Raw genomic sequence first — 12,982 nt, forward strand, 5'->3', positions numbered from 1 at the left:
CTAGCGCAGCTGGGCAGGGGCCAGCAGGATTGCGTTGGCGATCAGCAGGTCAAGCCCGTCGAGATAGCCGCGCAGCGACGGATCGTGCGCGAAACCGATGGCCATGCCCGATCCGTTGCGTTCAGCCAGAAGGTAGGGCTTGAACGCCATCTGGCGGCGGTTCTCGTCCCAGATATAGCCGCTTTCCAACAGCGCGTCCGCCGAGGCGAAGCGCAAGACATTTGTGCCGTCCTTGCGGTTGAGCGGGGTAAAGATCAGGCTGCCCGAAGCGCTCACGACCGGCCCGCCGTCATAGCCTGACGAGAGGAAATGGTCGGCATCGGCCACGGTGCGGACCAGCGCGCCCGGCAGCGTATCGGGCAGGGCGTTGGGGTCGTCGATCAGGTCCTCGTATTCCTGCGCGCTGTCGATTTCGGACCCTTCGCTCGAGGGCTTGTCGCCCTTGTCCTCTTCGTCGTCGTCCAGCGACTTGCCGAGCGCACCCTGCCTTGAGGTGGAGAACAGTCGCGTATCGTCCCTGGTAAAGCCAACCAGCGCGTTCCCGACGATCACGGCGACGCCCCCGCTGCGGACATAGGCCTGCACCGCCTTGCGGGCCGCGGTGTCGAGCGAGCCTTCGGGTACGACCAGCACGTCGTAGGCGCCGAGATCGGCGCGGGCGAGTGTGCCGGTACGGATCGGCGTGACCGGCGTCGCGAGGCGGCGCTCGATCACGTAGCGCAGCGACCCCGCCGAGGTGGGCGAGATCCCCTCGTCCCACGCCATGGCGACACGCGGGGCCTCGAGGCGGTCGAAAGCGTCGCTGCCGTAATTGGGCCCGGCCTCGACCCAGCTATCGGCCAGAGCGTGCGTTTCCGCGCCGAGCGCGCGCGCCAGTTCGTCGAGCCGTGCCATCGCGCGGTCGTCGTTCATGCGGCGGGGCACGATCACCGTGCCGCGCGGGAACTGGCGGCCGCCGCTCGTGAAAGCCTCGTCGCTGGCGCGCGCGTCGAGCCCTTCGCGCAAGGCTGCGAGGACGAGCTGCGCCTGCCCGCTGTCGGTCCAGGGAATGGCCACGCCGAACTCGCCCGAGCCATCCTCGCGCGAGGGGATCGGCGCGCCCGCGTCGAGCGGAGTACCGGCGGCGACCGAAGAGGAGCACAGCGCCACGTCGAGCCCCGACATCAGGCCGACCGACCACGCGGTGGTGTCGTAGAGTTCGTGCGGCTGGCCGCGCTCGCGCCGCAATTCCTGCTTGCGGACGAATTCGGGGTCGAGCGCCGTGTCACGGTCGAGCAGGCTGCGGATCAGGCGCCCGGAAGGCTGGCTGCGGTCGATCGCGAGCGCCCCCTCGGGATAGCGCTTGCCGCAGGCCGAGACACCCGGCGCGAGGCGACCCACGGCAATGCCCTGCGCGGCGAGCCGGCGGCCCAGCGCCTCGGCGTTCCAGCGCCGCTGCGAGAGGTCGATCAGATAGGTGCCGCGTGCCCCTTGCGCCGCGCTAAGGCGATAGGCGGCGTAATCGGCGAGGAAGCGGTCGGCGTTGCGCGCAACCGTTTCCGCATAGGCGAAGCTGGCGAGGAAGTGGTTGCGTACGCCCTGGCCATAGGTGAGGATATCGCCGTCGCTGCGTTCCCAGACGAGCCCTCCAGCCGAAGCCTGTTCGAAGGTCGCCCCGATCGCGCCGTGCAAGGTCGGCCAGGTGTCGCCATAACCGGGATAGAAAGCGTCGAAGACTTCGCGGGTGAAATAGGGAATGCCCAGCCGGTCGAACTCGCGGGCAATGGCGCGGCCGAGGAGAACCTGCTTTTCCTTCTGGCCCGGTGTGATGTTCGGGTTGAAGGGTTCGGCGGCAGGCGGGAAGTAATAGGTGTCGTCGCCGCCCATTTCGTGCGCGTCGACGAAGACGACCGGGTTCCATTCCAGCAGCGCCGCCACCTTGCCGCGCGTTTCGGGCTGGGTCAGCGCGAACCAGTCGCGGTTGAGGTCGAACAGATAGTGGTTCTGCCGGCCGCTCGGCCACGGCTGGTCATGCTCGGCGGCGAAGCGATCGGGCGAGGGCTGGAGGCCGACCGCGCTGCGAAAGCCGGTGACGAAACGGTTGCGGCCGTCGGGATTCTGGCTGGGGTCGATCACGACATAGCTGTTCGACAGGATCGCTTGCGTGCGGGCATCGCCACGCGAGGCCAGCAGGTGATAGGCCAGAGCGAGCGCGGCGTCGGTGCTGGAAATCTCGTCCCCGTGGACGCCGTAGGAAAGCCAGGTCACCGGAAGCGTGCCGGACGGCGGCGTCTCGCCCTGCGCCACGGCGGCCATCGCCGCCTTGTTTGCGTCGAGGCGGCCCATGTTGGCGGCGCTCGAAACCACGAGATAGTGGAGCGGGCGGCCTTCCCAGCTGGTGGCGTATTGCACGAGGCGTGTCTGTTCGGGGGCGGCGCGGTTCAGCGCTTCGAGGTAGCGGACCACTTCGTCGGGGGCGCTGATGCGCTGGCCCGTCGCGTGACCGACACTCGTTTCCAGGGTGGGAATGGCGGGATCGAAATTGCCGTCGAGCACCGATTGCGCTGCCAGCGGCGCGGCCAGCGAAGCGAAGATCAGGGCGGCGAACGCCCGCAGCGATGTCGGCATGGATGTCCTTCCTGATGGCCGGTTTTTCAAGCGCGGACCTAAGATCGTTTCGAGCGCCTGACCACACCTTCCTGCGCCACGCTGGCGACGAGATCACCCGCACGGTTGAAGATGCGGCCGCGGTTGAAGCCCCTGCCACCGCCCGACCACGGGCTGTCGGTGGCGTAGAGGAGCCATTCGTCGGCGCGCGCCGGACGATGGAACCAGATGGCATGGTCGAGGCTGGCGCCCTTCAGCTCGCCCCGTGCCCAGGACAGGCCATGGGGCAGCGCGGAGGTGCCGAGCAGCGTGAAGTCGCTGGCGTAGGCGATAACCGCGCGGTGCAGCGCCGGATCGTCGGGCAGCGCGGCGGCGGCGCGGAACCAGCTGTGCGCGTGGGGCGGTTTCTTGTCCGCGTTCAGCCAGTGCAGCTTGCCGCTGGTGCGCATCTCGATCGGGCGCGGGCGGAGCATCAGCGTGCGCTGGACCTCCGGGACCTCGCCCATTTCCTCGAGGAATTTCTTCCGCATCTCCATGTCGGACGGAAGATCCTCGGGCGGCGGAACGTCGGGCATGGGGCTGTCCTCGTGCTCCAGCCCCTCCTCGGGATGCTGGAAGCTGGCGGTGAGGTTGAGGATCGGCGTGCCTTCCCCGTCTTCGCCAGCTTGGCGGGCGACGACGCGGCGGTTGGCGAAGCTGCGGCCGGTGAAATCGGCGGCGACCGTATAGTCAATGTCGACGCCCTCGCGCCCGCCGCGCAGGAAATAGGCGTGGAGCGAATGGGCTTCCATGCCTTCGGGTGCAGTGGCTTGCGCCGCCTGCAGCGCCTGCGCGATCACCTGCCCGCCAAAGACGCGGCCGATGCCACCGGGCTGCTGGTTGCCGGTAAAGGCGTTTTCGCCCGCGGGGGCGACGGTCAGCAGGCGGATCAGGCCGGCGACGAGCTGTTCGGGGGTCTTGGTGTCACTCACGTGGGGCGATGTGCTTTCCCTTTACGCGAGCGTCAAGAAAAAGGCGGCGACACCGCAAGTGCCGCCGCCCTTCAAAACGTCATGATCGCTTTGGATCAGGCCGCGAGTGCCGCCAGCAGCAGCAGCGCGACGATGTTGGTGATTTTGATCATCGGGTTCACGGCCGGACCCGCGGTGTCCTTGTAAGGATCGCCCACGGTATCGCCGGTCACGGCAGCCTTGTGGGCTTCGGAGCCCTTGCCGCCGTGGTTGCCGTCTTCGATGTACTTCTTCGCGTTATCCCACGCGCCGCCACCAGCGGTCATGGAAAGCGCCACGAAGATACCGCCGATGATCACGCCGAGGAGCAGGGCTCCGACCGCGGCGAAGGCGTTCTCCTGGCCCGCGAGGAAGAAGATCGCGTAATAGACCACGATCGGCGCAAGGACCGGCAGCATCGAAGGCACGATCATTTCCTTGATCGCGGCCTTGGTCACGAGATCCACCGTGCGCGCATAGTCCGGCTTGCTGGTGCCGGCCATGATGCCGGCATCGGCCGCAAATTGTTCGCGAACGTCCTTCACCACGTCACCCGCAGCGCGCCCCACGGCGGTCATGCCCATCGCACCGAAGAGATACGGGAGCAGGGCACCAAGCAGCAGGCCGACGATCACATACGGGTTCTCGAGGCTGAAATCGACGTCCGCATTCGGGAAGAACTCCGCGAGGTCGGTCGTGTAGGCCGCAAAGAGAACCAGCGCGCCGAGGCCCGCCGAACCGATGGCATAGCCCTTGGTCACGGCCTTGGTGGTGTTGCCCACCGCGTCGAGCAGGTCGGTCTTTTCACGAACGCTGTCGTCGAGACCGGCCATTTCGGCGATGCCGCCGGCGTTGTCCGTCACCGGGCCATAAGCGTCGAGCGCCACGACCATGCCAGCCAGCGCCAGCATGGCGGTTGCCGCATAGGCAATTCCCATGAGCCCGGCGAGCTGGAAGGTGGCGATGATGCCGGCCACAATCACGAGCGTGGGCAGCGCGGTCGATTCAAGGCTGATGGCGAGGCCCTGAATCACGTTGGTGCCGTGGCCCGTCTCCGAGCTCTTGGCGATCGAGCGGACCGGACGATAGTTGGTGCCGGTGTAATATTCAGTGATCCAGATGATCAGGCCGGTGATGGCAAGACCGATGAGAGCGCACCAGAAGAGATCCCAGCCGGTAAAGCCGATGACCTGCTCTGCCGTGCCTTCTTCGGCCAGCGGAGCACCCGGGTCGATGCCGACGGTCGAACCGCCAAGCTCGGTGCCCATGCCGCCCAGCGCGTAGTTCATGACGATCCAGATCAGCGGGATCGCGAGGATGGCAGAGACAAGGAAGCCCTTGTACATCGCGCCCATCACATTCGTGCCGCCCTTGGACAGTTTCACGAAGTAGGTGCCGATGATGCTGGTGACTATGCAGGCGCCGCCGATCAGCAGCGGCAAGGCCATCATCGGCATCAGCAGGTCGCCCAGCGCATCGCCGAAGAGCAGCGCGGTGAGGACCATGGTGGCGCCCACGGTGACGACATAGGTTTCGAACAGGTCGGCGGCCATGCCGGCGCAGTCGCCCACATTGTCGCCCACATTGTCGGCGATTACGGCGGGGTTGCGCGGATCGTCTTCGGGGATACCGGCTTCCACCTTGCCGACGAGGTCGGCGCCGACGTCGGCGGCCTTGGTGAAGATACCGCCGCCCAGACGCGCGAAGATCGAGATCAGAGAGGCACCGAATGCGAGGCCGACGAGGCCGTCGATCACTTCACGGCTGTTCGGGGCATGGCCGGCGGGGCCGGTCAGGTACCAGAAGAACACCGCGATCGCGAGGAGTGCGAGGCCGGCCACCAACATGCCGGTGATGGCCCCTGCGCGGAAGGCGAGGGTCAGACCCTGCTGCAACCCGCTCTGCGCGGCGGCAGCCGTGCGCACGTTGGAGCGCACCGAGATGTTCATCCCGATAAAGCCGGCAACGCCCGAGAGGATCGCGCCGATCACGAAACCGATGACCGGAATGATGCCGAGGAACACGCCCACGAGCACGGCCACGACCACGCCAACGAAGGCGATGGTGGTGTATTGGCGCTTCAGATAAGCCTGCGCGCCTTCCTGGATGGCGCCGGCGATTTCCTGCATTTTCTCATTGCCCGCGCCCGCACTGAGCACCTGGCGGCTGGTGACGAAGCCGTAAATTACGGCAAGCAGTCCCAACCCTATGGATAGGATTACAAGGTCCACGAAATTCTCCCCTCCCGATTATTTGTTTGATGCGACCCGGCGTGGGAGACGCCGACGCATTGGAGGCGGGAAGGTGTATCAGCAGTGTAACGCCACGCAAGGGGTCAAAAGCGCAAGAAACTGCGCTTTTCCCCGGCGTTACACGAAAGTTTAGTGCTGGTAGCCCAAGCCTTCGTCGAGCGAGAGCGGTTCCCCGTCCAGTTGGAGCGGCGCGGATTTGGCGTCGGTGACCGTGCCGATGCGTGTCGCAGAGACGGGTAACTTGGCCTCGGCGGGGGTGGTGAAAAGGAGCTGATAATCGTCGCCCCAGCGGAGGCATTCCGAGCGGCGCGAATTGTCTGCGACCGGGATCGCGGCGCTCTCGAGGTCGAAAGTTACGCTTTCGGAAGCGGAGGCCATGCGCCAGCAATCGAGCAAAAGCCCGTCCGAAATGTCCATCATGGCGGTGACGTGCGGGGCCAGCAGGCGCCCCTCATCAAGACGCGGACGCGGCCTGCGGTAGGCGCTGCTGTCCGCCTCGTCTCCGTCGCGCAGGGCCTCGAAGCCGAGCATGGCCGCGCCCAGTGTTCCGGTGACATGGATCGCATCGCCCACCTTCGCCCCATCGCGCGAGGGAACCGGCCTGTGCGTGGCGCGCCCGATTGCGGTGCAGCCCCAGACACGCGGGCCTTCGCCGCGCACCGTGTCGCCGCCAAGCAGCGGCACATCGTAGCAATCCAGAACTTCGCGCAAGCCGGTGACAAAGCGGTGGTCGTCCGTGCCGAGCATATGCGAGAGCAGCACGCCGACCGGCTCGGCGCCCTTGGCCGCAAGGTCGGACAGGTTCACGGCCACCAGTTTCCACGCAATGTCGGCGGGGTCCTGTCCCTCAAGGACGTGGACGCCGTCGACCATTGTGTCGTGCGTCAGGACCAGCGTCTCGCCACCGAGTTCGAGAATGGCGGCATCGTCCTCCAGCCCGCGCGCGCCGGGCGTCGTGGCGAGCGCGCGCAAGGAGAAGATGAAATCGGCTTCGTTCAGCGCCCGACTTCCTTGGCAACCGCGTCGAGGATGCCGTTGACGAACTTCGCTTCGCGGTCGTCGAAGAAGGCCTTGGCGACATCGACATATTCGCTGATCGCAGCGGCCTTGGGCACATCCTTGCGGGCGATCAGTTCGTAGCTGCCCGCGCGCAGGATTTGCAGCATGGTCTTGTCGAGGCGGGCGAGTGTCCATCCCGACGCGAGGCGGGCGGTCAGAAGCTCGTCGATCTCCGCGCGGCGCGCATCGACGCCCTTCACAAGATCGTCGAAGAAATCGACGTCGGCATCGGCGTATTCCTCGTCCTCGATGACCTTGCCGAGGCGATGCAGGTGAAATTCGTTAAGCAGCTTGGCGGTGGCGGTGCCTTCCATCTGCTGCTGGTACAGCGCCTGCACCGCGCCGAGACGGGCCGCGCTGCGCGACTGGGACTTGGGGTTCTGGCTCACGAAAGCCTCCTGGAAATCGAAAGGGCGTGCGCGGGAAGCCCTTCGGCCTCCGCAAGGCGCACGGCGGCCGGGCCGATGGCCTTCAGCGCATCGTCAGTCGCGCCGATAAAACTGGTGCGCTTCATGAAATCGAGCACCGACAGGCCGCTGGCAAAGCGCGCACGGCGGCCGGTGGGAAGGACGTGGTTGGGGCCGGCAATATAATCGCCGACCGCCTCGGGCGTCATGCGGCCGAGGAAGACGCTGCCTGCGTGGCGCAGCCTGGCGAAGATCGCCTCGGGATCGTCGGTGGCGATCTCGACGTGTTCGGCGGCGAGCCGGTCCGACAGGGCCGGGGCCTCGTCGAGGCTGTCCACCAGCACCACGAGGCCGTGATCGTCCCAGCTGGCTTTCGCGGTCTTGGCCGTCGGCAGCTTGAGGAATTCGAGGTCGATCTGGTCCATCACCTGGCTGGCGAAGCCGCGGTCGTCGGTGATCAGGATCGACTGGCTTGTCGGGTCGTGCTCGGCCTGGCTCAGGAGATCGACGGCGATCCATTGGGGCTTGTTGTTCTTGTCCGCAATGACGAGGATTTCACTGGGGCCGGCGACCATGTCGATGCCCACGACACCGTAAAGCTGCCGCTTGGCTTCCGCGACCCAAGCGTTGCCGGGGCCGACGACGACATCGACGCGCGCGATGCGCTCCGTCCCGAAAGCGAGCGCGGCCACGGCCTGCGCGCCGCCGACGCGGTAGATCTCGTCCACGCCCGCGACATGAGCGGCTGCCAGAACGAGATCGTTGGCCTCGCCGCCGGGCGTCGGCGTGGTGACGACAAGACGCTCGACCCCGGCCACCTTGGCGGGGATGGCGTTCATCAGCAGCGAGGAGGGATAGGCCGCGCGGCCACCGGGCACGTAAAGCCCGGCTGCCTCCACTGCGCTCCAGCGCGCGCCGAGGCGCATGCCGATCTCGTCGGTGTAATCGCGGTCCTGCGGCAGCTGGCCTTCGTGATAGGCGCGGATGCGGGTCGCGGCGGTTTCCAGCGCCTCGCGCAGCGCATCGTCGAGCCGGTCATAAGCGGCCTTGCACGCCTCTTTCGAGATCGACCAGTCGTCATCGCCGGTCAGATTGTGCTGGTCGAAACGCTTGGTGTATTCCACCAGCGCGCTGTCCCCGCGCTCGCGCACTTCGTTGAGGATGGTGGCAACATCGCGGCCGACCTGCGCATCGCTTTCGCGACGATCGCGGACAATCTTGGCGAACTTCTTCTCGAAATCCGCGTCGCTGGTGCGGAGCAGCTGCATCAGGCGGCGCTCCGCTCTTCGCTGATGGCGCGGAAGGCCTCGACCAGCGCAGCAACGCGCGGATCGGTCTTCAGCGCGGCGCGGTTCACGATGAGGCGCGCGGTGATGTCCATGATGTAGCCGGTTTCGACAAGGCCGTTTTCCTTCAGCGTCTGGCCGCTGGAAACGAGATCGACGATGCGTCCGGCAAGGCCGAGTTCGGGGGCGATTTCCATCGCGCCGTTCAGCTTGACGCATTCGGCCTGGATGCCCTGCCGTTCGAAATGACGGCGGGTGAGATTGGGGTATTTCGTCGCTACGCGCAGGTGGCTCGCACCGCTCGTCGCGCTCGCGCCCTTCGGCTCGGCCACGGCGAGATGGCAATGGCCGATGTCGAGATCGACCGGCGCGTAGAGATCGGCGTAGTCGAATTCCTCTATCACGTCCGAACCCACGATGCCCAGTTGCGCTGCGCCATGCGCAACAAAAGTCGCCACGTCGAAGGCACGCACGCGGATGAGGCGCATGTCTTCCCGCGTGGTTGCAAAGGTCAGCGAGCGGTTCGCCTTGTCGTGGAAGGCATCTTCCGGCACGACGCCCGCACCGGCCATGACGGGCAGCGCTTCATCAAGGATGCGGCCCTTGGGAATGGCAAAGGTAAGACTGTCGGTCATTGCGGAGCGGCAGATAGGCACACGCGGGCAAAAGGGCAACGGATATGGCGGAGAGCGGGGTGATGGATATCGTTTCGGTCCCGGAAGCCATCGAATGGCAGGCGAAGCACGCCGAGAACGCCGGAGCCCCCGGCACGGCGCAGGTGGTGCGCGCGCTGCTGGCGCTGGAGGGGAGCGAGGCAGCGACGGCGCGGCGGATTTTCGCTTGGCAGGGCCTGTCCTTGCGCGATGCCATGCCGCTGAGGATCGCGGGCGGCATTCACAACCTCCTCCTGACCGGCGAGGAACCGCGGCTGGAGGATGTCTATGCGGGCCGAATGCCCGCGCAGGACCAGGTCGACGCACTGGTGCGCGAGATCGTGGAAACGCATGATTTCCAGCTGATGCCGTGGCTCGACGGGCCGCCGCAGACGAACGAGGCGGGGCGTTCGGCCAGCTTTGCCGCTGGTCTGCTCTGGCTCGCAGACGGGCGCACTTGCCCGCAGTTCGAATGGCTGGAAATCGGGGCGAGCGCTGGCATCAACACGATGCTCGGTCGCTATCATTACGATCTCGGCGGGGTAAGCACCGGGCCGAGCGGCAACCGGATGCGGATCGTGCCCGAATGGCGCGGTGCGCCGCCGCCTGCGCGCGACATCGGCTTCGTCGATGCACGCGGCAGCGACATCGCGCCGGTCGACCTCACCGACGAAGCGCAGGCGCTGCGGCTCAAGAGCTATGTCTGGCCCGAGGCGACCGGGCGTATGGCCCGGATCGACGCCGCCATCGCACTGGCCAGTCGGATGCCGCCCGAAATCGAGCGGATGGACGCGGGCGACTGGGTGGAAAAGGAACTGGCGCGCGAGCAGGATGAGGGCGTGACCCGCGTGCTAGCGCATTCGATCATGTGGCAATACCTGCCCGAATTCACGCAGGAGAGGATCGAGGCGTCGTTGCAGGAGGCGGGTTCGCGCGCCACGAGGGAGCGGCCGCTTGCGCATCTCTCGCTGGAAACCAACCGCGAGACCTTCGCGCATGAATTGAAGGTCCGCTACTGGCCGGGCGGGGAGAGCCAAGTCCATCTCGCCAACGCACATCCCCACGGCGCGTGGGTGGAGTGGCTGGGCTAATCCAGCTTCAACCGTTACCGCGGACTTGATCCGGAGTGACGTTTAGCTCGAAGTTCTCGCGAGAAATTCCTCCATCGCCGTATTGACCGCGTCGGGAGCTTCCCACGGGACGAAGTGACCGCAATCGGGCACTTCGACGAGGGTCAGGTCCTTCACATGACTGCCCAGTTCGGCGGTGTTTTCAGGCGGCAGTGCGAGATCGTCCTGCGCCCAGATCACCAGCGTCGGAATGGTCAGCGGCGGGAAGGGCGGGGGCGACCAGCCTTCGGGAGGCTCGAACGGCGCGTCCATCGGCGGAATGTCGATCGGGCTGGCGCGATACCAGTTGAGCATGGCGAAGGCCGCATCGCGGTGCTGCCAGTCCTGCAGCAGGCGGGCGCGTTCTTCCGGCTCCATCTTGTCGGGCGCATCCCAGCGTATCTGCGCTTCGAGGATGCCGAACAGGCCCTTCTCGCGCACGAGTTCGTCGTTCGCCGGGTCGCGGAAGCCGCGCATGTACTGGCTCGCCTCGCGCTGGACGGGCGAGGTGTAGAGCAGCTTCTGGAAGACCGCATGGTGGGGCGCATTGGCGATCACCGCGCGCGATACGCGGCCCATCTGCTCGCCCGCCATCGCCACGCCCCAGGCGATCGCGCCGCCCCAATCGTGGCCGACAATCGTGAACTCCTGCACGCCCAGCGCATCGGCCAGCAGGAAGACATCGCCCACCATCTTGTCTGGGGTGTAGCTGTCCACGCCTTCGGGCTTGGAGGAACCGCGATAGCCGCGCTGGTCGGGCGCGATGCAGCGGAAGCGATCGGAGAAATGAGCGATCTGGTGGCGCCATGTGCGGTGGCTTTCGGGAAAGCCGTGCAGGAAGATCAGCACCGGTGCCTCGCGCGGGCCCACGTCGACCGTGTCGAGTTCGATCCCGTTGGCGAGAGTGACCCGGACCTGATCCATCATTCTTCCGCCTGCATCTTTTCCATGTATCCCGCGGCGACCATGCCGGAAACCTGGTCGAAGAGCTGGTCGGGCGTACGGCGCATCTCGCCCATCGCCTCTTCCATGCCTTCGGCCACGATGATCTCGCGCTGGTTCAGTTCGACCGCGTCCACGATCCGCCGGGCGGCGTCATCGGGCGCGATCCCGTTGTCGATCACCTTGTCGCTGCGCCCGCGCTTCGTGCCATCGCCGTTGAGCGCGTTGCGGCTGACATCGGTGGCGACCGAGCCGGGGCAGATCACGTGGACGTCCACGCCGCTTTGCGAAAGCTCGCCGCGAAGCGCGTCGGCATAGCCGATGAGGCCGTGCTTGGCCGCGCAATAGGCGGTGCGCATGGGCACGCCGACCTTGCCGGCGATGGAGGAAATGAAGAGCAGTTTCCCGCTCCCGCGCCCCGTCATGTGCGGCAGCAGCGCCTGACTTGCAGCGATCTGCGAGGTGAGGTCGATGTCGATGATGTCGCGATAGACCTGCATGTCGGTGTCTACTGCGGGGCTGCGCTGCGAAATGCCGGCGTTGGCGACGAAAATGTCGACGCCGTCCTTCCAGCCGGTGGCTGTGTCGGTCGCCTGCCGCATGGCCTCTTCGTCGCGCACGTCGAAGGGCAGGGTCAGCGTTTCGGTGTCGAGCCGGTCGGCGACGGCGCTCAGCCGTCCTTCGTCGCGGCCGGACAGGATGATATTTGCGCCGCGGCTCGCCCATTCCTGCGCCAGCGCTGCGCCGATGCCGGACGAAGCGCCCGTGATCCAGGCGGTCTTGCCTTCGAAACTCATACTCTCTCCTTAGGGGTAAGTGACGGTCTTGGGCTGGCCATCGGGGAGCGGAATACGCTCTTCGCTGTCGCCCGGCACTTCGGGGAAGCGATGGTTGCGCCAGTCGTCTTTCGCCTGGTTGATGCGTTCGCGGCTGGAACTGACGAAATTCCACCACGCGTGGCGTTCGGTCTGGAAGGCCTCGCCGCCCAGCAGCATGACCCGCGCGCCGCTCTTGCTCTCCAGCGTCATGTCGCGGCCCGGCTGGAGCACCGCCAGCTCGTAAAGCTTCAGGGCGTGCCCATCGACGCTCGCCTCGCCGCCCACCAGCATCACCGCGCGCTCGTCGGCATCATCTTCCAGCGGGATCGCCCCGCCCGCGCCAAGCACGATCTCGGCGTAGATGGTGTCGGCATAGGTGGTGGTGGGCGCGCGCTCGCCCCACAATTCGCCCATGATCACGATGGCCTTGGCGCGCCCGTCTTCCACAATGGGAAGGTCGGATACGGCCTCGAAGGCGGGATCGATCTCCTCCTTGCCATCGGGCAGCGCGAGCCATGTCTGCATGCCGTAGAGCTTGGGGCCCGCCTTGCGCTCCGCCTCGGGCGAGCGTTCGGAATGGACGATGCCCTTGCCCGCGGTCATCAGGTTCACCTGTCCGGGCCGGATGGTGGAGAAACTGCCCAGGCTGTCGCGGTGGTCGATCGCGCCTTCGAACAGCCATGTCACAGTGGCGAGGTTGATATGCGGGTGCGGGCGGACGTCCATGCCGCTGCCGAGATCGAGCTGGGCCGGACCGAACTGGTCGACGAAGATGAAAGGGCCGACCATGCTCCGCTTCTTCGACGGCAGCACCCGTCGGACCTCGAACTGCCCGAGACCATGCGTCGTCGGCGTCAGCGTGAGGTCGATCTGGCTCATGA

Annotated in this window: 11 protein-coding genes; 1 reads left to right on the forward strand and 10 read right to left on the reverse strand. The window is 66.3% G+C overall.

What is annotated here, in order from left to right; genetic code table 11:
* From ED21_RS08890 to hisG, 7 genes are all read right to left on the reverse strand, one after another.
* Complete coding sequence (locus ED21_RS08890; RefSeq protein ID WP_006833542.1) at positions 1-2,607, reverse strand: M14 family zinc carboxypeptidase; 2,607 nt, start codon at positions 2,605-2,607, stop codon at positions 1-3.
* A 38-nt stretch (positions 2,608-2,645) separates the two neighbouring features.
* Complete coding sequence (locus ED21_RS08895; protein ID WP_006833543.1) at positions 2,646-3,557, reverse strand: acyl-CoA thioesterase II; 912 nt, start codon at positions 3,555-3,557, stop codon at positions 2,646-2,648.
* Between the two features lie 95 nt (positions 3,558-3,652).
* Positions 3,653-5,806, reverse strand: a complete 2,154-nt coding sequence (locus ED21_RS08900; RefSeq protein WP_034922018.1) for a sodium-translocating pyrophosphatase — start codon at positions 5,804-5,806, stop codon at positions 3,653-3,655.
* A 150-nt stretch (positions 5,807-5,956) separates the two neighbouring features.
* Positions 5,957-6,799: a thiamine-phosphate kinase gene (gene thiL / locus ED21_RS08905; RefSeq protein WP_006833545.1), complete on the reverse strand. Its 843-nt coding sequence runs from the start codon at positions 6,797-6,799 to the stop codon at positions 5,957-5,959.
* Between the two features lie 23 nt (positions 6,800-6,822).
* Positions 6,823-7,275 carry a transcription antitermination factor NusB gene (nusB, locus tag ED21_RS08910; RefSeq protein WP_006833546.1) on the reverse strand — a complete coding sequence of 151 codons (453 nt, stop codon included), beginning with the start codon at positions 7,273-7,275 and terminating at the stop codon, positions 6,823-6,825.
* Positions 7,272-8,561, reverse strand: a complete 1,290-nt coding sequence (hisD, locus tag ED21_RS08915; protein WP_006833547.1) for a histidinol dehydrogenase — start codon at positions 8,559-8,561, stop codon at positions 7,272-7,274. Before hisD ends, nusB begins: the two co-directional genes overlap by 4 nt.
* Entirely contained in the window at positions 8,561-9,214 is a 654-nt protein-coding gene (gene hisG, locus ED21_RS08920) for an ATP phosphoribosyltransferase (protein ID WP_006833548.1), read from the reverse strand. Before hisG ends, hisD begins: the two co-directional genes overlap by 1 nt.
* A gap of 44 nt (positions 9,215-9,258) precedes the next feature.
* On the opposite strand from hisG, the gene ED21_RS08925 reads away from it, so the two are divergent.
* Complete coding sequence (locus ED21_RS08925; protein ID WP_006833549.1) at positions 9,259-10,323, forward strand: DUF2332 domain-containing protein; 1,065 nt, start codon at positions 9,259-9,261, stop codon at positions 10,321-10,323.
* A 42-nt stretch (positions 10,324-10,365) separates the two neighbouring features.
* On the opposite strand, the gene ED21_RS08930 is transcribed toward ED21_RS08925, so the two are convergent.
* The 3 genes from ED21_RS08930 to ED21_RS08940 are packed head-to-tail and all read right to left on the reverse strand — an operon-like array spanning position 10,366 to position 12,980.
* Positions 10,366-11,268 carry an alpha/beta fold hydrolase gene (locus ED21_RS08930; protein WP_006833550.1) on the reverse strand — a complete coding sequence of 301 codons (903 nt, stop codon included), beginning with the start codon at positions 11,266-11,268 and terminating at the stop codon, positions 10,366-10,368.
* Positions 11,265-12,080, reverse strand: coding sequence for an SDR family NAD(P)-dependent oxidoreductase (locus ED21_RS08935; RefSeq protein ID WP_006833551.1), 816 nt, complete (start codon positions 12,078-12,080; stop codon positions 11,265-11,267). The genes ED21_RS08930 and ED21_RS08935 overlap by 4 nt, the downstream gene beginning before the upstream one ends.
* Positions 12,081-12,089: 9 nt before the next feature.
* Complete coding sequence (locus ED21_RS08940; protein ID WP_006833552.1) at positions 12,090-12,980, reverse strand: pirin family protein; 891 nt, start codon at positions 12,978-12,980, stop codon at positions 12,090-12,092.
* Between the last annotated feature and the right edge of the window lie 2 nt (positions 12,981-12,982).

Origin of the sequence: Erythrobacter sp. SD-21 (genome assembly GCF_000181515.1) — a bacterium.
In the GTDB taxonomy this organism is placed as follows: domain Bacteria; phylum Pseudomonadota; class Alphaproteobacteria; order Sphingomonadales; family Sphingomonadaceae; genus Qipengyuania.